Raw genomic sequence first — 26,186 nt, 5'->3', positions numbered from 1 at the left:
AAAGGAATGAATCCATATTCAAAAGCCGAGAAACAATTCTCACAAAATGCAGAGAACTACCGAGATTCACCCATCTTTGCAGCTGGAAAAGAACTTGAATGGATGAAAACGGCGGCGAAGGCAAAGGGCGATGAGCATCTACTTGATATCGGCTGCGCAGCAGGTCATACCGTTTTTTCCTTTTCAGACGTCATCTCTAAAGGCATCGGGATTGATGTCACACACAAAATGATCGAGGTTGCTACAGCACTTGCAAAAGAGCGACAGCTGAACCACATTACGTTTGAGCAGGCATCCGCAGACGCATTGCCCTTTTCTGATGCATCATTTGATCTCGTCACATGCCGATTTGCTGCTCATCACTTCCCACATCTCCCGGCAGCTATGTCTGAAATCAGCCGGGTCTTAAAGAAAGGCGGCAAATTTCTACTTGTCGATCATTATGCACCTGAAAACCAAGCACAGGATGACTTTATTAATCATTTAAATAGACTGAGAGATCCTTCCCATGTGCGAGAAAGCTCGTTATCAGAATGGAAAGAGCTTTTCGCTGACAACCATCTGACGAAAGAAGATATCCGTTACTGGGATCTGCATATTGATTATCAGGACTGGATCATACGTGGACGTACACCAGAAAATGTTCAAAAGGAAATCGTTGCCCACCTTCATGCTGCAGACGATGAAACGAAACAGCTGTTTCAACTGCAATTCGACGAACATCGTCAGCCAACATCCTTTTGCCTAAAAGCCGCACTACTTCAAGGGATCAAACATTAAACTGATCGAAAAAGTCTACCCTAGCCGGTAGACTTTTATATTTCGATTATGCATTTCCACTATCTGATAGATATACTTTTCATGTTCATGACAAGGAGTGCTGATAATGTTTTATTATAAGATAATTGAACTGAGGTAGGTTAGGCTTTTTCAAAAGTGTACGTAAATCCTCTGAATAAAAAAAGAACCTACCCTCTTTAGAATAAGTTCTTCACTGCATGCATCACTTACGGTGCAATATCCTCTAAAACTTTCTCTCTCGTTTCGATCATTTTAAAAGCAAGAATTGCTCCCACTACAGTCACACTTGCAAAAAGAATAAAAATAGTTGAAACACCGCTCACCTCTAAAATAAAACCTATCATAATAGGAGCGATCGCTGAGGCCAGCCTGAGCCACGCTGTAGCAAATGCCGTACCAATTACCCTCATACGGGTTGGATAGATTTCAGGTGTATATAAATAGAGAAGAACTGTAATTGTCCCCATCATTCCGTAGGCAGCGGACCCTAAATAAATAACGCTTTCTGGAGAATTTGCTCCGCTGATCCATAAAGCCGTTAATAAAGCACCTGTTACGATAAATGCAATGGTTGCCCAGCGCTTCCGTCCTACTTTATCGATTAAAAATGCACAAGCGAATACCCCTATGGTCTGTAAAATATTTGTGAGAGAGGCTGCCCTTAATGAATCTCCAACTGGCAAATTGTAAACCGTATTATAAAGACTCGGTAACCAATTATTTAATCCATTCGATACAAAGTAGGCAGAAAACCATAGTCCCCATACGATCAATGTTCTTTTACGATAAAAAGTAGAAAAGAGCTCTTTCCAGTCGCCTTTTTCAGTGCTGCTGGACACTTGCTTTGCAACAGGCATTCGTTTGTCCGTACTAGCTTCAATCTCTTCAATGATTCTTTCGGCTTCATCTAACCTGCCTTTTGAAATAAGCCATCTTGGAGATTCACGCAACATGAAAAAGAAGACAAAGACGATTAAACCGCCAATTCCACCAATCAAGAACATCCATTTCCACCCAAAGCTAGGGACAACAAATGCACCAATTTGAGCTGAGATCATTAATCCTAATGGAAAAATCATCTCATAGAGCATAAAAAATCTCCCTCTGCCTTGGGCCCGGGACAACTCATTGATATATGAGGCCGCTACTGGCACTTCTCCTCCTACTCCAATCCCCTGTATAAAACGAAAAATAAAAAGGGCCATAAAGTTACCTGAAAATACACATGCGATACTCATAATAGACATGAGAAACACAGTCCACTTTGCACTAAATACACGGCCACGTCTTTCTGCTAACCATCCAAAGAAAATAGCACCAATCGCTTGTCCGATATAACCAGACCCAATAAGAAGTCCAATTTGAGCAGGTGATAAGTTCCACATGCCGATGAGAACTGGGAGAACAAACGCTAAAGATAGTGCATCAAAAGCATCAAAAAAGGTAGCAGATCCCATAATGATACGAGGTTTTAAATGCCATCTCGAAAAAGGTACACTTTCCATCCTAGTCAATAGTTGTGAAGCTCTATCAACAACTTGCTCATCATGAGAATTTGAATTTCCGCTGAGTTCTAACGTCATGATATCTCCTCCTTAATAGAGGAAATGATGCAAAAGTACATGCTGATGAGCACAAAAGAAATCGCTTACATTTTAAATGAAGAGACATTCTAAAGCGATCATATGAGTTTTCAGCATCTATCATTTCTTTTTTGGCGTTCCCGTGGTGCCACGATCTACATAGTACATCGGGAAGATATGTTCCATCTTCTCTAACTGTTCTCCTTCTACTAACTGCGTTAGTAAAGAAACCGCTTTTCTTCCCATTCCAACTAAATCAACATGAACAGAAGATAAAGAAGGGGTTAGAAAACTTGCAATGGGCACATCATCAGCACCAACGACAGACAAATCATGAGGTATTGACACATTTGCGATATCTGCCGCTTTCATGACCCCTATCGCCAAAAAATCTGAAGAGCAAACAACTCCAGTCATGTGCTGGTTTCCTTGGAGAAATTGAGAAACCACTTCTACTACTTTTCCCCCATCAAATTCATCTAACTCAAACACAAGCTCTTTGTTCATTGTTAATCCTAAACTTTTCAGTGTACGCTCATACCCCTTGTAATACCTCACACTATGCATCGAACTCATTGGACCATTGACCAGTCCAATGGTTCGATGACCTTTATCAAATAAGGCCGTGACAGATTGGCACACACCTTCCTCATCATCTGGCCTGACACATGGAAATGGAGAATCCTCTAAGTAACTTCCGACAACGATAATGGGAATAGCTAAACTTTTTAACCAATCCATGCTCAATTCTTCATTTCTTGGAGAAAATAAAATGGCACCATCTACAGCCTGCGTTTCAAGTAATCGCTGCTGCTGTACAGATGTAAATGACATCAACATATTGAATTCAGTCTCATCTAATTCCTTCGCTATCCCATCTAAAATCGTCGAAAAAAATGGATTATTCAAAATATATGAACCACGCGGAACCACGACAGCAATATTGCCAGTCTTTCTTTTAACGAGCCCTCTAGCTCCTAAATTAGGACGATAGCCTAATTCATCAATCACTTGTTTAATTCTTTCAGCCGTTTGAGCACCTACTCCTGGTTTGCCACTTAATACTCGTGAAACAGAAGCGATAGACACTCCAGCTTTCAATGCGACATCTTTAATACTTACTGACACATTTCATACCTCCGGGAGTCTGTTGTTTTATACTCTATTATAACCTGACTCACCTTCATCATGAAATCAATGGTCTGTTATTTACTAACGTTTTCCTTAAGTAAACCAACACTTTGAAGGCCCTGACGAATCTCTTCTTTTTCCTTATGAGTTAAAGGTAATACTGGCTTCCTCGCAAGCGAACTGCTGATCAAACCTCGCTGGAACATCGCTTCCTTCATTCGCAGATGAGAGGTAGAGGAAGGTTCATCCATTTTATACACAGCATGCTTTAATTCAAAGATTCTATCGTACACTTTATTAGCCGCTACAAGGTCTTGTTCTTCCACACATTTCACAAGCTCAGCAATCAAATCTGGTACAAAACAGCCGAAACCTACAAGCGCCCCATCAATTCCTTGAACTAATGTTGGCAATAAATATTCATCGTGACATGTGAGCAATGATACATCTGGTGCATGCTTTTTCAGTGCGCGCACATCGACTTCATATTGCGCCATGTCTCTTTGACCGATTTTAAATGAGACAACGTTTGGAATCTCCGACATTTCTAATAATTGACTGGTTGTATAAGAGGTTTTTGTCCATGTTGGATACTGATGGACGATGATTGAAATGTCAATTGCTTCTGCAACATCTTTAAAGAATTGGACAGGTGACTCAGGCTGCATACCGAATCTCAGCCATGAATGTGGCGGCATAAGAAGAATACCTTCTCCACCAGCTGCCTCCACTGCTTTTGCATGCTGGATCGCTTCAATTGTCCCTTCAGCTGAAACCCCAGAAATGACAGGAATTTCTCCCTTTAATTCGTCGGCTGCAATGCGCACAGCTTCAGCTCGTTCATGTGGCAGCAAAGTCATAATCTCGCCAGTATGTCCATTGACAACGATCCCATTAATCCCTTCGTGCTCCGCCACCCAGCGAACAAGCTTACGAAAAGCAGGTTCATCAATTGAATAGTCATCTTTAAAAGGAATTAAGACTGCCGGGAATACACCGCTCCATTTTTCTTTATTTTTCATCAACAAATTCCTCCCCATCCGTTATAGTAAACGTTTACGGTAAGCGTTTACGTTAATAATCATAGAATGATCTAACCGAAGGTGTCAACAATATTTTTAAAAATTATAATAATTCAAAAAAACGATTATTAGAATTTAGATACTATTTTATTTTTTCAAAAAAAGAAAATGAGAGATATATTTCGTTTCCCATATCAATCAAAAAACCTCATCATCTTGACCTAGTTGTAGTCTGATCACCACTTTTTTCAAACGGCTAGACACACCACACAAAGGATGCATACATTTTGATATAGTGACGAAGGAAAAAACATCTTTTCTTCTTTTTTTCATCCATCATCCAACTTAGACTGTGATTTCTTTGACTACTCCTGATCTAATAGAAAAAGTCTACCCCATAGGATAGACTTTTTTATTTCGAATATAGATCCCAGCCAAGCTTGAGTGTGTCGACAATATAATTGGCGACTTCTTCAGCTTCTAGATGATCTGTTTCCACTCTTGAGTTATGAAGGGAATAAATTTCCCGGCGCTCTTCAAACAGCTCTTTCATCTCGTCAAGCGTGCGGTTATGAAGAACAGGACGGTTTTCAATTAAAATATCCAGCCGTTGTTTCCAATTCTCCCAAGATAGGTCAAGGAAAAGAACCGTACAATGCTTTAAGCAAGATCGTTTGATTTCTTCCTGTTTAAACGCACCGCCTCCAAGAGACACGATCTTTAGCTGAGTATGTTCACATAAATCGACGATATAGTCCTTTTCAGCCTGTCTGAAGAACGCTTCTCCTTTTTGCTGAAACATTTCTGGAATCGTCATGTTGTACTTTTTCTCAATCTCCTGATCAACATCAATAAAATCTCTATATAACTTTTTGGCAACAAGCTGCCCAATGGTTGTTTTCCCAACGCCCATAAAGCCAATGAGGACAATATTTCGCTGTCTCACAGGAATCTCTCTATTGTTTTTCATGTTCGTGACACGTCCTCCTTACGACAAGGAATGCTACATAATGTTTCTATTATATGATAAATGGACTGAGAAAAGATAGGCATTCTTAAAAATTGTGTTTGACGACGTAACCGAGCTGTTCGGAGAGCTTTTCGGCATGCTCTTTCACTTTTTGCTGCAGCTGAGGGATGACATCTTCAGTAAATCGTTGGGTTGGTCCAGATATGGATAAACATGCCTGCACTTCCCCATGAATGTTAAAGATCGGTGCCGCCACTGCCGCCGATCCGACTTCCCGTTCATCAATACTGCAAGCGGTATGCGTTTCAAGAATATGACGACATTCTTTTTGCCATTCCTCCATCGTCATGTGATCAGCCTCAGACGCGAAAACTTGCTGTTGAAACTCTTCGCTTTGGAAAGCAAGCAGCACCTTTCCACCAGCACCAGCGTATAACGGCAGCTTCTCACCGATTTTCACAAGATGCCGAATCGATTGCAGCCCTTCGGCTTGTTCAATACATACCCTGCTTTTGTGATCCAGCACATACAGGTTGACGGTTTCCTTTGTTTCATCACGAAGTGTGTACATGAGCGGTTTTGCCAGTTCCCTCAATTTGATGGACTTCCCAGCAATATAACCGAGAAGATAAAGTCTTTGACCGAGCCGGTACTTCATTGTCTCTTGGTTCTTTTCCACAAAATGATTCATTTCAAGTGCCTTGAGCAGTCTCGTTGTGGTAGACATTGCTAAGTTCATCTCTTTTGAAATGTCTGTTAGCGTCAACTCTTGACGTTCTTCGCTAAAGCAAGAAAGAATATCCAAAGCGCGCTGAACGGTACGCAATCCTGATTCTTCTTTTGACTTCTTATCAGCCATGTTCACTTTCTCCTTTTCCCCTTTGATTTCTTATCGACATGATTGACCAATTTTGCTATAATCCATTTTAAATGTTCCATTAAAAGAAAACAAATTCCACTGTACGGAATAAAACCAATAGATGTTTTGATGGAGGAGATATCATGATCTACCTGCTCATTTTCACACTTCTTATTAGCTTATACATCGTTCATCAACTATTCCCTGCTCCCATTCTCTCCTATTTGGTTGGTCTGCTGGCGGCTGCTTCGCTCATCATTTCCTTTAAGAAGGCAAGTGGGCTTTATTTGAAAACGGGTGCTATGTTTCTCTTGATTGGATTGGTGTTATTTTTCTGGTCAGAACAGCCTTTGCATACGCTTTTTCTTCATTTTCATTCCATGCTAGGCTTGCTTTCTTTATTTTTCATGTTGCCATTTATTCATTCTCTCATACATGTTGGACATTTCGATACTCAATTAAATAAACTGCTTACTTTACATACAACGAGTACAAATCAGCTTTATCGCAAGAGTTCATTTGTCACTCATGTTCTTGGCATGTTTTTAAATATCGCAACGATTCCCTTATTATATACATCCATGAAACCATCGCTGAACGCCCTTCAGGAACAAATCAAACAGCACCTTTATACGCGCAATCTTTTAAGGTCATATGCGCTATGTCTTAGCTGGAGTCCTGTCGAAGTACTGGTGAGTGTCACCATTGATGCAACCAAATTGAAATATTATCAGATTGCACCCGTTACGTTTTGTTTAATGGTGCTTGTGCTGTTGACGGATTGGTTGCTGTTTTCTCGTCAAAGCAAACGATTGCCGCATATCATCCAGCCGGCGGAAGCTCACTCCAACCCTCATCGCATCAAGAGAAAAACCCTTCAGCTTGCTTTTATGCTGCTCAGTTTTATGACATTCGTTTCGCTTGTTGACGCCTGGATTGGGAAAGGTTATCTGTTCGCTGTTGTGCTGACGATTATTCCTTTCGCTCTATTATTCTCGTCTATCATCAATAAACGAAAACAATATGTAGCCGTCGCTATTCCCCATTGGAAAGAACGGACCCGCCAGCTCTCCAATTATATGTGTCTATTTTTAAGCGCAGGCTTCTTTGTCGATATGCTGCTTGTCACAAACAGCCTGCAGCCGATTCAAGCATTTATCGTCAGTATATCAGATCATGCCATTTGGGTTTATGGGGTCATCGGGCTGTATTTTCTCATCACCGCTCTTTGCGGTTTTCACCCGCTCGTTTCGCTTGCTCTATTAGTGAGCTTGATGGCACCTGTCATTCATGAACTGCCTGCCCTTCCCATCGCCATCATGCTCATTATCGCTGGAACCTCAACGGTCATGTTTAGCCCATATAATGTATCTGTTTCCCTATTAGCAGATGTGATGAAGGTCAACCCTTACCGAATCACTCGATGGAATATCTGGTTTGCTGGTTTTTATATCAGCATGGGGATCGCATGTGCAACGATCATCACCGTCATCTTTTATTCATAGAAAAAGAGAACCCAATGAGTTCTCTTTTTCTTGCTCTCTATTATTTTAATTGAATCCGTTCAATCTTACCTACAATAAAGATATACGACAACGCTCCCCCTAATGCCACTAGGCTGACGAATAAAATACCGCCGTTGTAAGAGCCTGTCGCCGATACAATGAATCCGATGATCAGCGGGGTGATGATGCCGGATAAGTTAGCAAAAAAGTTGAATACGCCGCCAGCCAGACCGACCATTTCTCGTGGTGCTACCTCAGACAGCATGGTCCAGGAGATATTAGACAGTCCTTGTGCAAAGGAAGCGATGGATAAAATGGTCAGCACAAGCGGAATATTCGTTGTAAAATTCGCTAAAACAATGGTACTTGTCAGAAGCAAGCCGACCACAACCGGTAGCTTTCTCGCTATATTGACCGATACACCCTTTTTAAGCAGCCAGTCAGACACATATCCTCCAAACAGTACCCCAAAGAATGCAGCAATGTATGGCAGAGATGCCGCAAAACCCACTTTGAGAAAGGCCATATTTTTCGCCTCTGCTAAATAGGTCGGAAACCATGTTAAAAAGAAAAAGAGGGTAGACGCAACAGAAAATTGACCAATATAGAGTCCAATCAATTTACGATATTTCAAAAGTGCGGCAAAGTCTGCCCATTTCAGTTTCTCCTGTGATGCCACTGTCAGCCCTTCGCCTTGACGGATCAATTCTAACTCATCTTCATTGATCTTCGGATGCTCTTTCGGTTCGTGATAATACTTGTACCAAAAGAAAGCAAATATAATACCGAGCGCACCAGCAGTGATAAAGACGGTTCTCCAATCGAAAGTTGTCATGATCCAAAAAAGAAGAGGTGTCGCAAATGCAAGCCCCACATACTCACCAGCGGTATAAACCCCTGTTGCAAATGCGCGTTCCCGCCTTGGAAACCATGTGGTCACAATGCGATTATTCGCAGGAAATGCGGGAGATTCTGTAATTCCGATAAACAAACGGCAGCCAAATAAGAAGGCAAAGCTGTTCGCAAACGCCTGTAAACCGGTGAAAATAGACCAAGTAATGAGTGATATTCCATACGTTACCTTTGATCCAAATTTATCAAGAATAAAGCCGCCAGGGATCTGCATGGCTGTATAGGTCCAGCTAAATGCTGAAAAGATGAGGCCTAATAAGGCAGGGTTTAATTGCAATGAAGACTGAATCGCAGGTGCAACAATGGATACACTGGCTCGATCAATATAGTTAATAGCGGTAATAAAAAACAACAGAATCAAGATGCCGAAACGAGCTTTTGTTGGTTTCGCATAAGCAGGCCGCAAGTCGTTCCCCTTCAGTTCTGAATGCACTTTCATAACCATCCTCCTTTGTTTCCGCAGCGTGCGGATCGGTTGAGTGTCTTAAATGACCCCTTTTTCTTCTAACTGTTTACACTCTTCTTCTGTGAAGCCAAGCATTTTCGTTAAAATTTCATAATTATGTTCACCTAAATCAGGCGCAATATGGCGAATACGGCCGGGGGTTTTTTCAAACTTCGGAATGATCCCAGGCACTTTCACTTTTCCAAGACGCGGATGATGCACCTCGACAATATTTTCTCGTGCTTTAAATTGCGGATGCTCAAAGATATCCCGAATGCTTAGAATCGGACTCACAGGCACACCATGTGTATCTAGAATGTCTAGGACGTCATCTCTTGTTTTGGACGCAATCCACTGCGAGACGATCGCATCCATTTCATCGTTATGCTTCAGCCTGGCTGCATTCACAGAGAATTTCTCGTTCTCAAGTAAATCTAAGCGATTCATCGCCTCTGCCAATCGATTAAAGGTCGAATCTGTACTCGTCACAAGAACCAAATAATGCCCGTCCTTTGTCTCATAGGTGCCGGCAGGGCTTGAATGACCGCTTAACCCTGGTGAACGCTCACGCACCTTCCCTAGCTTGTCATATTCAGCAACCAAAAATTCTAACATGCGGAACACAGATTCATAGAGAGCCAAATCCACCATTTGCCCAGTTCCTTCTGAATGTGTGTCACGGTAATACATCGCTGTCACAGTGGCAAACGCCACATAAATTCCTGCGATATAATCCGTAAGGGAAAAGGAAGGGCTGACTGGATGCCGATCTGTAAACCCTTGAATATATGTAAAGCCGCTAAACGCCGTCGCAGGTGTACCAAATCCCGCCTTGTCCTTAAACGGACCGGTTTGCCCATAACCCGAAACACGAATCATAATTAAACGAGGGTTGATTTCTTTTAATACATCGTACCCAACGTCCCATTTTTCAAGTGTTCCTGGACGAAAATTTTCAATGATCACATCAACCTGCGCTGCAAGCTTTTTAAAAATGTCTTTTGCTTCTTCTTTGTGTAAATCGAGTGTAAGAGATTTCTTATTCCTTGAAAGCCCTGACCATCTCAAAGGTTCACCATCTGCAAAAGGGCCAACATGCCGCAGTGTATCCCCTTTTCCGGGAATCTCGACTTTAATGACCTCTGCACCGAAATCCCCTAGAAGCACCGCGCCGTATGGTGCAGCAATCATCGTAGAAACATCTAATATTTTGATTCCTTCAAGCGGTGTATTCTTATTCATTGCTTGACTCCCTTTCATTCAATTGATAAAGGGCTAAAATGCTTTCTATTTTAGCCCCTTTTCTTCTTTCTCTCGTGCAAGGTTTTTTTAGTCCTTCGGAAGCTGCCCTTGCGGTGTATAGAGCCAAATCAGCCATAAAGGTTCGTCCCCTGTGTTCACATGCTGATGTGAGACACCATCTGGAATAAACATAAAGTCATTTTGTTTAAATGATTGTCTTTCTCCATCGCAAATGACTTCGCCAGACCCTTTAATCACATAATCAAATTCCTCTGAACCCGGGTGATTGTGTACCGAGCTTGCTTCGCCCGGCTCAAAAATAGTGAGACCTGCCATCATATGCTCTGACCCTACGGTATCTGGTGTGATCGTTTGAAACACTTTCCGAATCATTTTCTCTTCTGGATGATCTAAACCTAACCATAATGGATGACCGTCTTGAAATGGATTTAATACTTTAATTTTCATTGTTGATTCCTCCCTAGTCATGTTTAGTTCACACTGACATGTGAACGTTTTGTATTTGGTGAATAAATATCATTAATGTTCCAATGTCCATCAGTAGGCACTGGATCATTTTTCATCGCTACATCAATGACACATGGCTCCTGAGAAGCGATTGCTTCAGCCAAAGCTTCTTTGAATTCAGAAGCCGCCGTAATTTTGATCCCCTTCATCCCATAACCTCTTGCAATGGCTGCAAAATCAGGCGAATAGCTTTCTCCATCTTTTCTAAAAACAGTGCCGTAAGTCGTTTCATAGTGTGCCATTTGCAAGCCGGCGATCGTCCCAAACGCACTGTTGTTCATCACAATCCACACGACAGGAATGTTTTCTTCCATGGCTGTTGCGAGAACAGATGGATTTTGACCGAAACCGCCGTCCCCAACAAGTGATACAACGACACGGTCAGGTTGGGCAATCTTTGCTCCAAGTGCAGCAGGAGCGCCAAATCCCATCGTCGCAAAACCACCTGGGGTTAAAATAGTGCCTGGCGTGTATACAGGAAATTGCTGTCCGACCCCATTTTTATTCCAGCCAACATCGGTTGTAATGAAGGCATCAGGTGGCAATACTTCCCGCACTTCCTGCAAAATACGCTGTGGTTTCATTGGGAAAGACTCGTCTTGAATATTCGTCAAATTGCTCTTCTGAAATTCCTCACGATATGCCGCAATGTCCTTTTTCAATTGAGGGCGATCCAGACCTTCTGGCAGCCTTTCTTTCGCCACACGATTAAGTACAGTCAGCGCCTGCTTGAGATCTGCTACTGCTCCAATTTCCACAGGATAATTTCGGCCAATTTCATTCGGATCAATGTCAATATGGATGAGCTTGGTTGATTGGAAATTGAACGTATACTCCGATTCCCACGAACTCGCATCTGCTTCAGCAAAACGGGTGCCTAATGCCAATATATAATCCGCTGCTTTACACTGATCATTGATAAATTTCGTCCCCCAAAATCCTGTCATGCCAAGGGTCATTGGATGATCATCTGGCATCGCCCCTTTCCCCATCAAAGAATGGGCAACAGGGATACTCAAATGGTCAGAAAATGACTTTAACTCTTCTGCTGCATCGGCTAGTAAAATGCCTCCCCCTACATATAAAAGCGGTTTGTCTGCCTGCAGCAATCGATCTATTATCCGATTCGCTGTTTGATCATCAATAGATGGTTTTTCAACGGTGTGTGTATGATGAGCGATTTGTTCAAATAACGACACATCTAAGTCTTTTGAAAACACATCCATCGGAACTGAAATCAGGACTGGCCCAGGGCGGCCGCTTTCAGCTAACTGAAACGCTTTTGATAAAATTTCTGGAAATAATTCTGGAATGTCGACTCGCCATGCTCTTTTCACAAACGGGCGATAAATTTCGTATTGAGAAGCATCGGAATGAAGATTGATTTCTTGGTGTGGGTGCTTTCCGTAGTAATGACTTGGAACATCTCCTGCAATGACAACCATTGGAATGGAATCGAGTGCGGCATTCGCTACGCCTGTTGCCGCATTGGTGAGTCCAGGACCTAAATGACTGAGCACAACAGCCGTCTGTTTTTTCGCTCGTGCATAACCGTCTGCTGCATGCGCCGCTATCTGTTCATGTCTGACATTCACAAATTGAATACGGCTTTTTTCTAACGCTGATAAAAAAGCAATATTCGTATGACCGCACAGACCGAAGATATGCTCAACTCCTCGATTTTCTAAATACTGAATGACCTGTGTAGATATATTCTTCTTCATGTTTCTCTCCTCTCACGGTGCAGCTATGAATCTGCTACTCACTGATTCTTTGAAAACACAATCGATAGAACGGTATTCAAATCCTGTATCGCAACTTGTCCAGGTGCTGAGCTTTCTTTCCCTACAGCAAAGGTCATGACAGACCCAAAGAGTCCACCTACCATTCTTGTGAAGGCGCCGTATTCCCCCATCGCCATCGAAATAACGGGGATGGACAGATGCTTTTTCGCCTTGCCAGTCGCAGAGAGCAGTGTCAGTGCATCCTCATAGGAATGCGGCATGACGGCGATCTTTGCAATGTCGGCACCGACCGATTCTGCATTGGTGAATAGTTCCACGAGCCGATCCGCCTCCGGGGTACGCTGGAAATCGTGGTACGACACAATCAAGATGACCCCGTTTCTCTTAGCCGCCTGACTGACTTGCTGGATATGCGAGACATCATGCATTAATTCAAAATCAACGGCAGCCACAAGATGAGTGGTACAAAGCTCGACAAGCAGGGAAACTTTTTCATCCTCTGAGAGTGAGATGCGTTCGCCGCCCTCTTTTTCAGAACGAATGGTGAATAAAAATGGGATGTTATCTGCCTTTTCGATCATCCCTTTTAGGATGTCGATGACTTGTTCCTTGTCATTGAGGTGATTGAAAAAATCCGCTCGCCACTCTATTACATCAGGCTTCTTCTCAGCTAACACCTCAACTTCAAGAAACAATTCTTCCTTTGTTTGTCCAATGAGCGGCGTACAAATCATCGGCTGACCGCCTGTCTGCGCACTCTTTACCTTTTGCTGAAAGACATTCACATCCATCTGCCCCCTTTATAGCCCACTTGGCAGCACAACCATTTTGGTTTCGGTCATCTCCTCGATGGCGAAACGTGGGCCTTCCCTTCCAATACCGCTTCTTTTAATCCCACCATATGGCCAGTGATCTAGTCTGAAATTCGATGTCCCATTGATGACTACGCCGCCAGTTTCAAGCTCTTTTGCTGCGTGTAACGCAACATCTAGCTGATTCGTAAAGACACCTGCCTGCAAACCATATCGACTATCGTTTGCTTCTTTGATTGCCTCATCCAGCTCCTCATATGGGAGAATGCTGACAACTGGACCGAACACTTCTTCACAGACGACCTTGGCTTGTTTTGGCGGGTTTAGCAAAATAGCCGGTGTGATGCTTGCGCCATTTCGTTGTCCTCCAGATAGAAGCTCGGCACCCATTTTCTCTGCCTCTTGTATCCATGTCTCCACACGTTTTGCTGCCTGTACATCAACCATACAGCCGATATCACTTTCACTAGACAGCGGATCTCCAACGACGAGCTGTTCTACTTTTTGTTTAAGTGTCTCAGTAAACGTCGACAAAATTTGCTTGTGGACATAAATTCTTTGAACAGAAATACAGCTTTGACCAGAGTTGCTAAAGCCCGTTTTGGCACAAAGAGATGCGGCTTGCTCGATATCTGCATCATGATGAACAATCGTCGCTCCATTTCCTCCGAGTTCCAGCAGTACCTTTTTTAATCCAGCAGAGTTTGAAATATGTTCTCCGCCCACCGCACCGCCAGTAAAAGAAACAAGATTGGTTCTTTCATCCATGACTAACTGTCTGCCGGCGTCTACTCCTCCAATCACAAGCTGCAGGCTCTTTTCTGGAAACCCTGCTTCAAGCAGGAGCTTAACAAACGCTGTGGCGACAGCTGATGTTTGCGGTGCTGGTTTTAAAATAATGGCATTCCCTGCCGCAAAAGCTGGACCGATTTTGTGACAAATTAAGTTGAGAGGCGCATTAAAAGGCGTAATCGCCAGCACAACCCCAACCGGCACTTTAAATGTCATCGCCATTGCTCTCTGTCCACGGGAAGATACATTGCCAGGAATGGTCTCACCGATTAGTCGATTGGCTTCTTCGGCTGACTGCGCCAGCGTTTCAATTGATCGTGAGACTTCATCTCTTGTATTTTTAAGCGGTTTGCCTAATTCTAAAGAAATGAGTTTTGCAAAATGCTCTTTTTGTTCTTCCAATAAGACAGCTGCCTTTGTTAGAAGCGTTGAGCGTTCTAATGCTGATATTGCCGCTATTTGTTTTTTAGCTTGCTGCGCAATAGAAAGCGCTTGTTCTATATCTTCTGAGGATGCAAGATAGGATGTACCAATCATTTCCCCAGAGTATGGATTGATGATATCTTCTTTGCCATGGTTTGCATCCAGCCATTCGCCGTTTATATATGACAACGCTTTCAATTCACTCAAATTCTCTCACCCTCCTTCAAGTGCCGCGTCCCGACCCCCGCATAACGAACCAGTCTTTCTTCATTCGGACAAGGACCTTTCACTAGGGCACCTTTTGTCAGCTCTTCATATGCATGCGCCACGATGCCCATTCCTCTGGATAAGGAAAAGATGCCTTTTGCCGCTTCAGCTGGAATGCTTAATTCACATTGGATCGCAGCAGATACACCATCTATGTTCATCGTAATTTTTTTCCCTTTTAATTGTTCAAGCTCATGCCTAATCGCCTCAGCTAACCGTAAGTACGTTCCGCTGATATCACCTTGCTGCACATATGTTTGACTCAGCTCATACAGACGCCTCACTCTCGGATCATCATCATGCAGCTGATGTCCGATTCCCGGAATTTTTTCCTTGCGGGCTAACCACGTCTGACATACTTGCTTTGCAGCAGACTTGATATCCTCGTGTTCATCGTAGGCTGCTTTGGCTTCGTATAACATACGCATCGCCTTTTCTCCGGCTCCGCCATGAATATCACCTAATAGATTCACCCCTGTTGCAACAGAAGAATTAAACGAAATGCCGCACGTAACCGCCATTCTTGCCGCTGCAATAGACGGTGCTCTTGGCCCATGATCCGCACCTGCGACCAGAACACTTTCAAAAAGAGCTGCCTTCGAATCATCTAGTAATTCACCAACAAGCAGTAAATAAAGCATTTGTGGATACGATAATTGACCAATAAGCTCTTCAATTGGATAGCCCCGAAGTTCAATTGAATTTTTTTGAATATGACTAATCTCAGTCTCCCACCAAGCGCCTCCTTCTTTGTATATTTCCAGTGCACTTCGATTTTTCATTGTGTGAATCATTCCTTTAGCCTCTTATTTGGAGATGAACGACTCCTTTAATTCCGTCTAGTGGAATTCAATTTCACTTTTTGGAATGTGTTTTCATTGTAAGCGCATTCGTTTTTATCGTCAATCATTTTTTCTGAAAATACTGTCTTTTGATGAGAAATTAAGTGAATCGAACTAATTATTTCACCACTTATTCTTCAAAATATCCTTTATTTAGTCAAACAGACTTGTGTAGATCGTTCTACTAATTAATGAACCATTTTCGATTCATTCTGTCAAATTCAGCTGAAATTTGACATAAAAAGACCTCTCCATCTTCTGGAGAGGTCACTTATTTTATTTCCACCAGTCGTCAAACATAGAAGCGGGTACTTGACGTTTATGTTCTGATTGAACATAGCGTTTTTCAATCGCTTCTGCTGCTTGATCTGAAACTGGTTTTCCTTCTAAGTAATCATCAATTTCATTGTACGTAATACCAAGTTCTGTTTCATCCGTTTGCTGAGGCTTATCATCCAGCAGATCGGCTGTCGGTTTCTTTAAGTATAATCGCTCCGGCGCCTGAAGGGTCTCAAGCAACAACCGTCCTTGGCGTTTCGTTAAACCTGTGAGCGGAAGGACATCTGCACCGCCATCCCCATACTTCGTGAAAAAGCCCGTCACAGCTTCAGCTGCATGATCCGTTCCAATGACAAGTAAGCCTTCCTGTCCACCGACGGCATACTGTGCGATCATTCTCATGCGTGCTTTGACGTTCCCTTTATTAAAATCAGACAGCGCACCGCCTGTTTCCTTTTGGTATTGTTCACTGAATGCCGTCACGGCAGGCGCGATATCATATTTCCAAGACTTGTCCGGCCGAATAAATGATAGAGCCAGCTGCGCATCGTCTTCATCTTGCTGCGTGCCATGCGGAAGACGGACTGCAATAAAGACAGCATCCTCTTTTCCTTCTTGACGAAGCTCACTTACAGCGAGCTGAGCGAGACGGCCGGCAAGCGTTGAATCCTGTCCGCCGCTAATACCGAGAACGAATCCTTTTGCACCGGTCTTTTTCAAGTAAGCCTTTAGAAATCCAACCCGTTTTTCGATCTCCTGCTTTGGGTCAATTGAGGGCTGCACATGCAACTCTTGGCTGATTTTTTTCTGCAAACTCATACACTTTTCCTCCTAAGCATCCTCTACATGAAGAGAACAGGTTTTACTTCCATTTCAATTGATTTACCTACGATTTTAGCCACTTTATTATATCATGTTTTGAAAAAAGATATTTTTTAGACGTTCCCCTTTTTCATAAATGATCAAACATTCACAAACGAAATAGACCAAGTCTCTTTGACTGGTCTTTCCTTTTCAATCAATCTCCACCCGAATGGATGTACAGCTTGAGCCATTGCATTTTCCAATGTCGGCAGGACATGCAGACACCGCGACGATGAGATCCATTTCTGCACGCAGACGAATGTAATCACCAGGGAGCGATTTTGGTAGCTCGACAGACAGTTTTCCTTTCTCATCAATGACTGTATTCATAAACGCATTAAAAGGATAATACATATCCTCCTTTGGAATCCCGAATGGCTCAAAAGCCGTTCTGAGATTATCGTAGCATGTATGCATGACCTCTAGGTGCGTCCTGCCGTATAAGAGCTGATACATTTCTTGCCGGCACGCAGGCATATATAAATCATGACATTCGACTGTATCTTCGATGACCGTAAACATTGGTTTATATAAATTAGAATAAAGCTGATCTCCCTTTTTCACCTTGGAAGAGAACAGGCTATCCATTGTAGCGCCTTGATCAAATTTTTCATAAAAATCCTTTTCATGATAGGCCATCACGTCTGCTACTTGCTGCCCTTCGACATCAACCACTCGCATACATTGTCCTTTTCCTAACCGAAAGCCAAATCCATCCTTTGGTAAAATCACGTATTCTCCGTTCATCACATGCACTCCTTTCCATGTTGACAGTATGCCCAAAACGTCCTCTTGATCATGTATAAAAAAAAGAGGCGGTCACAAGCTAATGCTATTGAATCGGAAAGGTGTTGCACACAAATTGAAAGAAGAACAATCTTTATCTTGGTGGCAGCTTTCTCTTATCGGAGTCGGCTGTACAATCGGCACTGGTTTCTTCCTTGGTTCCAGCATCGCCATTACAAAATCCGGTTATTCCGTCTGCATTTCATTTTTGCTTGCGGCAGTCGGCACATATCTCGTCTTTAAACACCTGGCTGCGATGACAGCCGAGAACCCAGATAAGGGATCATTTTGTTCCTATGCCCGAAAAGCCTATGGGCGCTGGGCGGGTTTTAGTAATGGCTGGGTGTATTGGTTTTCAGAAATGCTGATCACAGGGAGTCAGCTGACGGCGATTTCTCTTTTTACTCGTCACTGGTTTCCATCCATTCCACTATGGGTGTTTTCAGCGATTTATTCCGCTCTTGCCCTGCTTGTGATTATCATTGGGCTTTCTTCTTTTCAAAAGACGGAAAATGTTCTTGCCGTGCTGAAAACCGGGGCGATCCTATTGTTTGTCGTCCTTGCCGTTCTTGTTTTATGCGGCATTCTCACAGAGCATAGGCCCACCCTACACCTGCCAAATAAAGACCATGAATGGATGCCGCTCGGCCCACTCGGTCTATGGAATGGGCTGATTTATGCGTTTTATGCTTTCGGGGGAATTGAAGTCATGGGGCTGATGGCGGTTCATTTAAAAGACCCGAAAGATGCCGCAAAATCTGGACGTGTGATGCTGATCATTCTTGCTGTCATTTATATCGTCTCCATCGGACTTGCGCTTTTGCTTGTGCCAGTGACAGCCTTTAACGAGAATAGCAGTCCATTTATTACATCACTGGAACCATTTCATTTATCGATTTTTCTTCATATCTTTAATGGCATTTTCATTATTGCTGGGTTTTCCACATTGGTTGCCTCCCTCTATGCAGTCACGACGCTGCTTGGCACGATGTCGGAACATCACGATGCACCTGCTTGTTTTAAACAAAAAGAACCATCTCATGTCAGATGGTCTTCGATCTTGTTAACTGCTGCTGGATTGATTGTCTCGATTTTGCTGGCACTCTTTTTGTCCAAACACATATATGAGCATCTCACAACAGCAGCCGGCTTAACTCTTTTATACACATGGGTGTTTATTCTGCTTTCGAGCAAAAAGCTGTCAAAACCATCTACTCGTCAAACGTGTGAAACGGTTCTTGCCCTGCTCTTGATTGGTGCGGCTGTTTCAGGCACTCTGACAGAGGCAAGCGGACGACCCGGCTTTTTTATAAGCATTGGGATCATCGCCGTGATTGGCATCATGGTACTCTTTATGAGAAAAAAGTGGAAACAGGATCAGGCCGCATCATAATTTCATCATGTTTTTTAAAGCAGTAAATGGGCATTTGGCGGAGGCTGGTTTCTCCGCCTCTTCATCTGGGAGAAAATATTGCTTCCATTCATGATTTGTTGGATCACCGTACCATTTTAACGATGGATGGACGTCAACTTGATCATATGCTTTGAGCCGCTTGCGAACGAGCTGGCTCATTTTTTGTCCAAACTTGGTCGATCCATTCAATTTTTCGAACACCCATCTGGGCTGAAATGCCATCATGACATATGGAAAGTGGCGGCTCTTTCTGAGCTTATGAGCTGGTGTTGAACACAGAATAAAATAAGCCTCGCCATGAAAGCAGTACTCCCATTCATGGTGATGAGGGTCCAGTGGAATCTCCGCTGGCCATGGCACTTCATCTTTTTGATGTAACCGTTGAAGCAATGACCAGAACTGCTGCTCAAATTCTTCAATTGGGCTTTCCTTTAAATCCTGCGGAGTTTCAAAAAAGCAGATAAATGAAGCGTATTGACCAGTTTGTTTAGCGCAGCCTTGATATTCTTTTAGCAGCTCTGCTAACTCATTCACTGCCCCGTCTCCCCGCAGATCACCGACAAATCCATAGCGTAAATGATCGAGAAAAAATCCTTGTCTGCCTGGTACACACGGAAATGTATCTGCCTCATCCCCTACCATCTCTCCAAACTGTGTGAAGGCATCTTGCTTCCATTCTTCGAGTGATCGTAGATTTTGATCAAGGCAACTTTTTGCATACAGCTGGGCCATTTTCTTCCACCTCGTTTTAGCGTCTTCTCCATAGCCTATGAGGAGGAAAAAGCTGTGGTGACTGTCCTTCAACGACTTTCACTGGACATTCACAAGGTAGTTGATTTGCCAGATGAGGCAGGAATTCACTTCCATTTATCTAATCATGTATGAGTATGCTTCTGCATATCATCATTTAGCCGCCTCTATCTAATAGAGTTGGTCATTATAAAAGAAATGGGTGAATGACATGCGTCTTCTTTTTCTCCATCCGATGTATCTGATCTTATTTACACTACCAGTGATGGCTTTCCTTTGGGGATTTGTTGGTTATCTGCTATTTAAACGGATATTTCCTGTCCTCATATTAACGTCCGTGATTTCGATGATTTTCATCTTCGCTTATACTGGATTTGACCTTAGCAATCTATATTGGGTCCTTCTGATGACGGCTTTTGCTTTTGTATCAAGCGGATTCTCGAAGGTCATACACGTTCATGTTCAAGAGAAAAAACGGGAAAAGCCTTTATGATTGTTTCTTCTTTAAAAAGGCGGAATCAAGCAGCCAATAAATGAAGGCCGCGCAAAAGCTAAATAGATAAACTTTGTAGCTAATAAAGACGACAACACCATAATCAATCCATAATGCGAGCGCCGTACAAACCACCCACGCCCCGATAAAATAAACCAATAAATCACGGCGTCGAAACTTCTCAGGATGACGGTGTAAAATCATTTGGATAGGTGTAGCAAATAGGACATAAGCGATCAAAATGAAAAGACTGGTGACCTCCACATAACTGAATCTGGATTCAGGTGGGGCAAACAACATGGTATAAACAAATGTCGCTGTGATCACAGACAAAATCAGCATACACACATAGTTGAATGCTGGCAGGAACATACGCATGGCAAAAACTCCTTCAATTTTATGTATCTCTTCCATCATTATTGAAGAATGTCCTATTTCTGTCAAATATGAAAAAGGGCTAAAATGATTTAGATTTTAGCCCTTTTTCTTATCAACCATTCTATCCAATGAGCGCCATGATTCCTTGATATCCAAAATAGGCACCGAAGCCAAGTAAAGAGAGACCTGCCAGAACGGATAAGCCGTGCAACATTCGTTCATTTAAATACCGTCTAAACGTACTGGCAAGCAGCGCCATACAGAAATCCCATATGAGCATGCCGATAAAAATAGCCATGCTGTACATCAGCATTTGAGATGCTCCATACTTTTCAATCGTATTGGCCAAAATACTTCCATAAATTCCAAGCCAAAATAAAATACTAAGCGGATTGGAAAGAGAAATAAAAAATCCCGTCATGAACGAATGCCCGATCGACGTGTTTCCTCCATCCTTCTTTGGGCTTTCCTGCAAATTGATTTTACGAAGGCTTTCAATACCGGTATAGGTCAGAACGAAAAAGCCGAACAGCCACAAAAAGGTTTTCACAAGAGGTGCAGTCAAAAGCTGGGCGACACCAAAATAGATGAGGAGCATATAGACAATATCCGCAGCCATAGCCCCCACACCAAAAATCCAAGCGTGCCAAAATCCACTTTTAATTCCTCTGTCGATTTGGGCTGCATTGACTGGCCCAACAGGCGCTGAAAGTGACAACCCTAAAAAGATATAACCAAAAAACACCGCCACATAGACGTCCTCCTTTTGATGCTGACTTGTACATGTTATTCACGCTTTCGTTGTTTTAGTACAAGTCCTTCGTCACCTTTTCTGAAGATATGCTATACAAAAGGAGGAGCCACCAGAGCAGCTGCTTATCGATCGGCTTTCATCGCCGGCGGCTGTGTGGGTATGGTTTCTTTTTTCCGAGATCGATTCATTTGAATGGCAGCCGCAAAAAGGAGAACAGCTAAAAAGGCGAAAACAAAGACGGCGCTTGCCGCACCTGCCCACTCAAGGCTAAACCCAATCAAAAAGGACAAACAAGCTCCACCTAAACTAGCGGCGGCAATAAAATAACTCGTGGCCTCGTCGATGGCATTTTCAATCATTAATGCAGAAGCCGTCAAGGCAATGGGGAACATGCCAGCTGCGCACAGACCGATGAAAAAGATAAGAATTAGCTGCGCGGCGATGTGGGTGGCTAGAGCAAATACGGCGAGCAGCACAATCATCAGCGCTGCGCTTAACTTTAAAAAACGCAGCGGATGCAGCTGATCGGCTTTTCTCGCAATGACAGTTCTGCCAATGACGATCGCTGTCCAAAAAGTAGAGACCGCAAAAAGACCCCAGTTGTCTCCCCCTTTTTCTAGCATGATCGACGGTAAAAAGTTCGCAAAGTTCGTTTCAATTCCTGCGTAGAAAAACGCAAAACAGATCATCAACACCACAATCATTCGATTCCCTCGATCAAACAGCAAGGACGGTTTCTTCATGTCTTGAATTGGAGCCGCCATCTGCCCACGAGGGAGTTTATTCATAAAGGTAAGCCAGAGCATGAGAAAAAAAGTCAGTGCACCGACTTGAAATAAAAACACATAATGCCACGTTTCCTCTGTCACAGTCAACAGAATCAATAGAGGAAATAATAATGCACCTAATCCAAAAAAGACCTCCATGATGCTGATTCGCTTTGCACTGTTTGCCATTGAAATGACATACGCCCCGGCCGTCGTCTCAAGACTGCCTGCACCGCTCCCAAGGAAAAAACCTGCCACCACAAGAATCGTCCAGCCCGGCACTAAAAGGCCAAGAAGAAGCGCTCCGATCATCAGCAGCAATCCCATCGTCAGAACAGTGCCGTAGCCTTTTTTCCTCACAAGAATGGGCGACAAAAGAACGCCTGTCAAAAAGCCAATAAACTGAAAGAAGATTAAAGAAGATAATTCCCCAGGACCCTTATCATAACTAGACAGCAAATAAGGCGTTAAACTGCCAAAAAACACATGAATGGTCCCAATAAAAAAATAAAAGATACAGCCAAAATAAAACACCTTTTTCATCTTTTCACTTCCTCTAAAAAGGAGCGGAGTTATGATATCCTCCGCTCCACCTCTTCATTAATATGCACGGGCAGAGACGACAGCCTCTTCCCTCTCGAAGCATGTATTCAGCGCAGCCTGCGCGCGATAACCATCTTCAAAATCAGCTACCTTCATATGAGATGGATATGAGTTTGTATTTACCCAATGCATCAGCTGATCACGGAATGTATCAGACCATCCATAAAATTCATTCGGCGGATCTGTCAGCAATGTTTGCGGCATTTGATGACGCTCTACACACAAACCATCACTGATCTCATATTCGTTTTTCATGTTTGTATGGTATTTAAAAACCTTGTCATGCCCCACCACTTCTACACTAAATCCACATTCCTCGGGCTGCGTACTTTTGGACGTCACCAAATGAAAGAACACTTGATTCTCCATTTGTCCAAAAATTTCGGTATGGTCATCAACCTGTACCTTTTTCTCTTCTTTTTCCTTTACATGTGTCAGCATCTTCGTATTAAGGGATTCTTTTTTCATTTCACTGCCAAATAAGTACCACAGCATATCAATCAAATGAATCCCTAAATCTCCTAATGCACCACTTGTACGCAGACTTTCGCCGCTGTCTCTCCACGAAAATGTCTTTCTTCTAAGGGCACTATTTTTCTTAAAATGTGTCCGTACTGTCAAAACGCGTCCTAATTCACCATTGGCAATCAAGTTCTTCAAAATATTCACAAAAGATAAATAGCGATAGTTAAAGCCCATACTGGCTTGAACCTGGAACTGTTTGGCTGTCTCCACCATTTCCTTCGCTTCTTTTAACGATACAGCCATCGGTTTTTCACATAAAATCGGCTGTCCTGCTCTAAGCGCCTGAAGGGCATGGTCCTTGTGACAGAAGTTAGGGGAAGCAATGATCAATCCATCTGATGCATCCGCTAGTGTTTCGATACTGGCATACACCCGTCCGCCGTACTGTTTAATAAATCCTTGTGCGACGGATTCGTGCAAGTCATAGACCCCAGATAATTCTGCACCTTTGATCGTTGATAATGCTCTAGCATGTGCTTTTGCAATATTCCCTGCTCCAACAATTCCAATTTTCTTCATGAATGTGCCTCCTCATGTTTATACATCACTGTTTTCAATGTTTCATAGATTCCTTTTGCATACCCATGATGACAAATTTGATGATGGTGCCGTTTGGCTTCGGCTGTTGCATTTTGGACAAGAAAGCCGTGCGTGACGGATTGAAGCATCCGCAGGTCATTCCCACTATCACCAAAAGCAAAGCCCTTATCTTTTGACAGGTTATATTGATTCAGCATAAACCGAACGATTTCATCCTTTCCTGTTCCAACTGGTAAAAAATCAACGTCATAGCAATCCGCAGGGTCACCCGCAAGTGGGTTGCATTTATTGATGTTCACCGCCACACCCCGCTCCTTCGCAAGTGTTTGGATGAACGATAGATGATGGAGATCTGTTCGTTCATCCTGCTCCTGATAATAGAAATTCTTTTTATACCCAGAGCTGCCTAGCTGCGTTTGCGGCCTAAGGGTAATCCCCTTTTCACGTACGGCTTGCAGAATATCTTCAATTTTTTCGTCTGAAAAGCCTTGTGCATCAAGCCGTTTCATCCATTCTGCATCTGGCTGTCCAAATTTCCCATCTGATGTATACACGATTTCAGTTCCTAAATTCGACGCAATGAAATGCGGGAATTGATAGAAACCACCCTTCTCCATTTTGCTCGTAACAGAATCGAGGCTGCTTCCCGTCACCCAGCCCAGCATGAGCTGTCCGGCTTCGCTCTTTTCTGCCACAAAAGCTTCCAGCCGTTTTACATCCTCTCTCTGCTCCTCGGTCATTCCGTGAGAATAATAGGTCTCATCGAAATCACAGAAGACGATCCACTGCGGATGTTGCGGTTGATGCACAAGCTTTTTATTGAATGGAAGATTTGATAACATGATGGACCCCCTCGATGACTTTCTCCTGATCTTGCAGCGGCATTCCTGGGTAAAGCGGCAAGTGGAGTAATTGCTGTACGGCTTTTTCCGTATGTGGTAGTTCCGTTTGTCTATACTTTTGAGAAACAAGATTCGTTTGATGCTGATGCGATAAGATTGGGTAATAGACGTCTGTTTCTATGCCCATTTCCAGTAATTTCTCTGCCAGCTCATCTCGGCTTCCCTTCACCACTCTGATCGGGAATAGATGCCATACATGATCGTCTGTCAGCTTCGGAAGCTTTATATAGCCTTCATCTTCCAGCGTTTGCAGCTGATCTATGTATCTCTTTGCCAAGTAAAAACGTTTAAAGTTTTGTAAACCTAAATATTTCATTCGTTCTAGCCCGATTGCGGCCTGTAAGTTATCAATCTTAGAATTAAAGCCATAGTCACTGCGCTTCACGTTTTTCTTTCCTGGTTCAAAACCGTGATAGCTGATTTCCATGCATTTTTCTGCTAGGGCTTCATCATTTGTTGCGATGGCTCCTGCCTTCCCGCAAACTCCAAGGTTTTTGTAAGGATTAAAGCTGAGAACAAGTCCATCCCCAAATGCCCCAAGCCCGCTGCTGCCAATCGCCTGACAGCCATCCTCAATGATCGATAGACCATGCCGTTTCGCAATCGTCGAAATGGCCTTCATATCCGCTTGCTTTCCATACAAATGAACCGGGAGAATACATACTGTCTTATCTGTGATATGCTTTTCTATTTCATTCGCCGCTAGGCAGTAGGTGTCTGGATCAATATCGGCATAGACTGGAACCGCACCAATCGCAAGCACTGCATTTTCTGTTGCAGCAAAGCTGTTAGCAGGTAGGATGACCTCATCTCCAGGATGGACGCCTGCTGATATTAAACTGATCATCAAGGCATCTGTTCCACTTGATGTGGCAATGACATATTTTTTCCCTAAGTACGCTGCGAGCGTCTTTTCAAACTTTGGAATATAAGGGCCTGATGTAAAACGGCCTGAACTTAATACTTCTTTCAGCACCTGCATAATATCATCGATCTCATCCTCCGAAATCAGTTTATCGACCGGCAGGAACGGTATCTTTTTTTCCTTATTTTGTTTATAATGGAAGAGAATTTTTTCCAAACCCGTACGCGCAATATCTTGCTCAAGGAACGCAGCAAGCTTATCATTCGCTAGATTCTTTTCAACTGAATCAGCCTTTACTTGAACACCTTGATTGATCATATCCAGCAACGGTAGATAATCCTTGCTTTTACCTGATATCTTCGTCAATATTTGCATTCCATTCCCTCC

Annotated in this window: 24 protein-coding genes; 3 read left to right on the top strand and 21 right to left on the bottom strand. The window is 43.1% G+C overall.

Going from position 1 to position 26,186, the window contains the following annotated elements; translation table 11 throughout:
* Positions 1-6 precede the first annotated feature (6 nt).
* Positions 7-780: a class I SAM-dependent methyltransferase gene (locus BA79_RS12770; protein WP_025206716.1), complete on the top strand. Its 774-nt coding sequence runs from the start codon at positions 7-9 to the stop codon at positions 778-780.
* A 227-nt stretch (positions 781-1,007) separates the two neighbouring features.
* Here the strand turns inward: BA79_RS12770 and BA79_RS12765 are convergent, their stop codons facing one another.
* The 5 genes from BA79_RS12765 to BA79_RS12745 all read right to left on the bottom strand — a co-directional run bounded on the left by BA79_RS12765 (position 1,008) and on the right by BA79_RS12745 (position 6,366).
* Positions 1,008-2,384, bottom strand: coding sequence for an MFS transporter (locus tag BA79_RS12765; protein ID WP_024718969.1), 1,377 nt, complete (start codon positions 2,382-2,384; stop codon positions 1,008-1,010).
* Positions 2,385-2,504: 120 nt separating this feature from the next.
* Positions 2,505-3,512, bottom strand: a complete 1,008-nt coding sequence (locus BA79_RS12760; protein ID WP_017358562.1) for a LacI family DNA-binding transcriptional regulator — start codon at positions 3,510-3,512, stop codon at positions 2,505-2,507.
* A 77-nt stretch (positions 3,513-3,589) separates the two neighbouring features.
* Positions 3,590-4,537, bottom strand: a complete 948-nt coding sequence (locus BA79_RS12755) for a dihydrodipicolinate synthase family protein (RefSeq protein ID WP_035703141.1) — start codon at positions 4,535-4,537, stop codon at positions 3,590-3,592.
* Positions 4,538-4,949: 412 nt separating this feature from the next.
* The gene (locus BA79_RS12750; RefSeq protein WP_007498270.1) at positions 4,950-5,507 is read right to left on the bottom strand and encodes a shikimate kinase; all 558 of its coding nucleotides are present in this window, start codon (positions 5,505-5,507) and stop codon (positions 4,950-4,952) included.
* Between the two features lie 85 nt (positions 5,508-5,592).
* Complete coding sequence (locus BA79_RS12745; protein WP_017366579.1) at positions 5,593-6,366, bottom strand: IclR family transcriptional regulator; 774 nt, start codon at positions 6,364-6,366, stop codon at positions 5,593-5,595.
* 143 nt (positions 6,367-6,509) lie between these two features.
* Here BA79_RS12745 and BA79_RS12740 point away from each other — a divergent pair, with 143 nt between their 5' ends.
* Positions 6,510-7,871 (top strand): hypothetical protein, encoded by a 1,362-nt coding sequence (locus tag BA79_RS12740; protein WP_035703138.1) that lies wholly within the window; start codon positions 6,510-6,512, stop codon positions 7,869-7,871.
* A gap of 40 nt (positions 7,872-7,911) precedes the next feature.
* Here the strand turns inward: BA79_RS12740 and BA79_RS12735 are convergent, their stop codons facing one another.
* The 9 genes from BA79_RS12735 to BA79_RS12695 all read right to left on the bottom strand — a co-directional run bounded on the left by BA79_RS12735 (position 7,912) and on the right by BA79_RS12695 (position 17,769).
* Positions 7,912-9,222: an MFS transporter gene (locus BA79_RS12735; RefSeq protein ID WP_035703133.1), complete on the bottom strand. Its 1,311-nt coding sequence runs from the start codon at positions 9,220-9,222 to the stop codon at positions 7,912-7,914.
* 45 nt (positions 9,223-9,267) lie between these two features.
* On the bottom strand, positions 9,268-10,470 hold the full coding sequence (locus BA79_RS12730) for a CaiB/BaiF CoA transferase family protein (protein ID WP_035703129.1): 1,203 nt from the start codon (positions 10,468-10,470) through the stop codon (positions 9,268-9,270).
* An 87-nt stretch (positions 10,471-10,557) separates the two neighbouring features.
* The gene (locus tag BA79_RS12725) at positions 10,558-10,938 is read right to left on the bottom strand and encodes a cupin domain-containing protein (RefSeq protein WP_008342095.1); all 381 of its coding nucleotides are present in this window, start codon (positions 10,936-10,938) and stop codon (positions 10,558-10,560) included.
* A gap of 23 nt (positions 10,939-10,961) precedes the next feature.
* Entirely contained in the window at positions 10,962-12,722 is a 1,761-nt protein-coding gene (locus BA79_RS12720) for a thiamine pyrophosphate-binding protein (RefSeq protein ID WP_035703127.1), read from the bottom strand.
* A gap of 38 nt (positions 12,723-12,760) precedes the next feature.
* A complete protein-coding gene (gene aroD / locus BA79_RS12715) occupies positions 12,761-13,534 on the bottom strand; it encodes a type I 3-dehydroquinate dehydratase (RefSeq protein WP_035703125.1) in 774 nt (257 codons plus the stop codon).
* 9 nt (positions 13,535-13,543) lie between these two features.
* Positions 13,544-14,977, bottom strand: coding sequence for an aldehyde dehydrogenase family protein (locus BA79_RS12710; protein ID WP_035703123.1), 1,434 nt, complete (start codon positions 14,975-14,977; stop codon positions 13,544-13,546).
* Positions 14,974-15,831, bottom strand: coding sequence for a citryl-CoA lyase (locus tag BA79_RS12705; protein WP_017358571.1), 858 nt, complete (start codon positions 15,829-15,831; stop codon positions 14,974-14,976). The genes BA79_RS12710 and BA79_RS12705 overlap by 4 nt, the downstream gene beginning before the upstream one ends.
* Before the next feature lie 324 nt (positions 15,832-16,155).
* Positions 16,156-16,977, bottom strand: a complete 822-nt coding sequence (gene nadE, locus BA79_RS12700) for an ammonia-dependent NAD(+) synthetase (RefSeq protein ID WP_035703121.1) — start codon at positions 16,975-16,977, stop codon at positions 16,156-16,158.
* Between the two features lie 195 nt (positions 16,978-17,172).
* Complete coding sequence (locus tag BA79_RS12695; protein WP_024718981.1) at positions 17,173-17,769, bottom strand: DUF1989 domain-containing protein; 597 nt, start codon at positions 17,767-17,769, stop codon at positions 17,173-17,175.
* Positions 17,770-17,851: 82 nt separating this feature from the next.
* Between BA79_RS12695 and BA79_RS12690 the strand changes: the two genes are divergently transcribed.
* Positions 17,852-19,201 (top strand): amino acid permease, encoded by a 1,350-nt coding sequence (locus BA79_RS12690; RefSeq protein WP_025206708.1) that lies wholly within the window; start codon positions 17,852-17,854, stop codon positions 19,199-19,201.
* Here the strand turns inward: BA79_RS12690 and BA79_RS12685 are convergent.
* The 7 genes from BA79_RS12685 to BA79_RS12650 form a co-directional block, all read right to left on the bottom strand.
* On the bottom strand, positions 19,196-19,954 hold the full coding sequence (locus BA79_RS12685) for a YqcI/YcgG family protein (RefSeq protein ID WP_035703119.1): 759 nt from the start codon (positions 19,952-19,954) through the stop codon (positions 19,196-19,198). The two genes, BA79_RS12690 and BA79_RS12685, sit on opposite strands and share 6 nt — an antisense overlap.
* A gap of 505 nt (positions 19,955-20,459) precedes the next feature.
* On the bottom strand, positions 20,460-20,843 hold the full coding sequence (locus tag BA79_RS12675) for a UPF0715 family protein (RefSeq protein ID WP_035703115.1): 384 nt from the start codon (positions 20,841-20,843) through the stop codon (positions 20,460-20,462).
* A 121-nt stretch (positions 20,844-20,964) separates the two neighbouring features.
* Positions 20,965-21,594 carry a LysE family translocator gene (locus BA79_RS12670; RefSeq protein WP_035703113.1) on the bottom strand — a complete coding sequence of 210 codons (630 nt, stop codon included), beginning with the start codon at positions 21,592-21,594 and terminating at the stop codon, positions 20,965-20,967.
* A 125-nt stretch (positions 21,595-21,719) separates the two neighbouring features.
* The gene (locus tag BA79_RS12665) at positions 21,720-22,907 is read right to left on the bottom strand and encodes an MFS transporter (protein ID WP_025206703.1); all 1,188 of its coding nucleotides are present in this window, start codon (positions 22,905-22,907) and stop codon (positions 21,720-21,722) included.
* Positions 22,908-22,964: 57 nt separating this feature from the next.
* The gene (locus tag BA79_RS12660; RefSeq protein ID WP_007498302.1) at positions 22,965-24,011 is read right to left on the bottom strand and encodes a Gfo/Idh/MocA family protein; all 1,047 of its coding nucleotides are present in this window, start codon (positions 24,009-24,011) and stop codon (positions 22,965-22,967) included.
* A complete protein-coding gene (locus BA79_RS12655; protein WP_024718989.1) occupies positions 24,008-24,874 on the bottom strand; it encodes an HAD-IIB family hydrolase in 867 nt (288 codons plus the stop codon). Before BA79_RS12655 ends, BA79_RS12660 begins: the two co-directional genes overlap by 4 nt.
* Positions 24,849-26,174, bottom strand: a complete 1,326-nt coding sequence (locus BA79_RS12650) for a DegT/DnrJ/EryC1/StrS family aminotransferase (RefSeq protein ID WP_035703110.1) — start codon at positions 26,172-26,174, stop codon at positions 24,849-24,851. Before BA79_RS12650 ends, BA79_RS12655 begins: the two co-directional genes overlap by 26 nt.
* Between the last annotated feature and the right edge of the window lie 12 nt (positions 26,175-26,186).

Source organism: Bacillus altitudinis 41KF2b (genome assembly GCF_000691145.1).
Classification (GTDB): domain Bacteria; phylum Bacillota; class Bacilli; order Bacillales; family Bacillaceae; genus Bacillus; species Bacillus altitudinis.
This window is presented reverse-complemented; position numbering and strand designations above follow the sequence as displayed.

What these genes read in the sequence shown, in the direction of transcription:
- BA79_RS12770 (WP_025206716.1), top strand. Translation starts at nt 7, where the DNA reads ATGAATCCATATTCAAAAGCCGAGAAACAATTCTCACAAAATGCAGAG.
- BA79_RS12765 (WP_024718969.1), bottom strand. Translation starts at nt 2,384, where the DNA reads ATGACGTTAGAACTCAGCGGAAATTCAAATTCTCATGATGAGCAAGTT.
- BA79_RS12755 (WP_035703141.1), bottom strand. Translation starts at nt 4,537, where the DNA reads ATGAAAAATAAAGAAAAATGGAGCGGTGTATTCCCGGCAGTCTTAATT.
- BA79_RS12750 (WP_007498270.1), bottom strand. Translation starts at nt 5,507, where the DNA reads ATGAAAAACAATAGAGAGATTCCTGTGAGACAGCGAAATATTGTCCTC.
- BA79_RS12745 (WP_017366579.1), bottom strand. Translation starts at nt 6,366, where the DNA reads ATGGCTGATAAGAAGTCAAAAGAAGAATCAGGATTGCGTACCGTTCAG.
- BA79_RS12740 (WP_035703138.1), top strand. Translation starts at nt 6,510, where the DNA reads ATGATCTACCTGCTCATTTTCACACTTCTTATTAGCTTATACATCGTT.
- BA79_RS12735 (WP_035703133.1), bottom strand. Translation starts at nt 9,222, where the DNA reads ATGAAAGTGCATTCAGAACTGAAGGGGAACGACTTGCGGCCTGCTTAT.
- BA79_RS12730 (WP_035703129.1), bottom strand. Translation starts at nt 10,470, where the DNA reads ATGAATAAGAATACACCGCTTGAAGGAATCAAAATATTAGATGTTTCT.
- BA79_RS12725 (WP_008342095.1), bottom strand. Translation starts at nt 10,938, where the DNA reads ATGAAAATTAAAGTATTAAATCCATTTCAAGACGGTCATCCATTATGG.
- BA79_RS12720 (WP_035703127.1), bottom strand. Translation starts at nt 12,722, where the DNA reads ATGAAGAAGAATATATCTACACAGGTCATTCAGTATTTAGAAAATCGA.
- aroD (WP_035703125.1), bottom strand. Translation starts at nt 13,534, where the DNA reads ATGGATGTGAATGTCTTTCAGCAAAAGGTAAAGAGTGCGCAGACAGGC.
- BA79_RS12705 (WP_017358571.1), bottom strand. Translation starts at nt 15,831, where the DNA reads ATGATTCACACAATGAAAAATCGAAGTGCACTGGAAATATACAAAGAA.
- nadE (WP_035703121.1), bottom strand. Translation starts at nt 16,977, where the DNA reads ATGAGTTTGCAGAAAAAAATCAGCCAAGAGTTGCATGTGCAGCCCTCA.
- BA79_RS12695 (WP_024718981.1), bottom strand. Translation starts at nt 17,769, where the DNA reads ATGAACGGAGAATACGTGATTTTACCAAAGGATGGATTTGGCTTTCGG.
- BA79_RS12690 (WP_025206708.1), top strand. Translation starts at nt 17,852, where the DNA reads ATGCTATTGAATCGGAAAGGTGTTGCACACAAATTGAAAGAAGAACAA.
- BA79_RS12685 (WP_035703119.1), bottom strand. Translation starts at nt 19,954, where the DNA reads ATGGCCCAGCTGTATGCAAAAAGTTGCCTTGATCAAAATCTACGATCA.
- BA79_RS12675 (WP_035703115.1), bottom strand. Translation starts at nt 20,843, where the DNA reads ATGCGTATGTTCCTGCCAGCATTCAACTATGTGTGTATGCTGATTTTG.
- BA79_RS12665 (WP_025206703.1), bottom strand. Translation starts at nt 22,907, where the DNA reads ATGAAAAAGGTGTTTTATTTTGGCTGTATCTTTTATTTTTTTATTGGG.
- BA79_RS12660 (WP_007498302.1), bottom strand. Translation starts at nt 24,011, where the DNA reads ATGAAGAAAATTGGAATTGTTGGAGCAGGGAATATTGCAAAAGCACAT.
- BA79_RS12655 (WP_024718989.1), bottom strand. Translation starts at nt 24,874, where the DNA reads ATGTTATCAAATCTTCCATTCAATAAAAAGCTTGTGCATCAACCGCAA.
- BA79_RS12650 (WP_035703110.1), bottom strand. Translation starts at nt 26,174, where the DNA reads ATGCAAATATTGACGAAGATATCAGGTAAAAGCAAGGATTATCTACCG.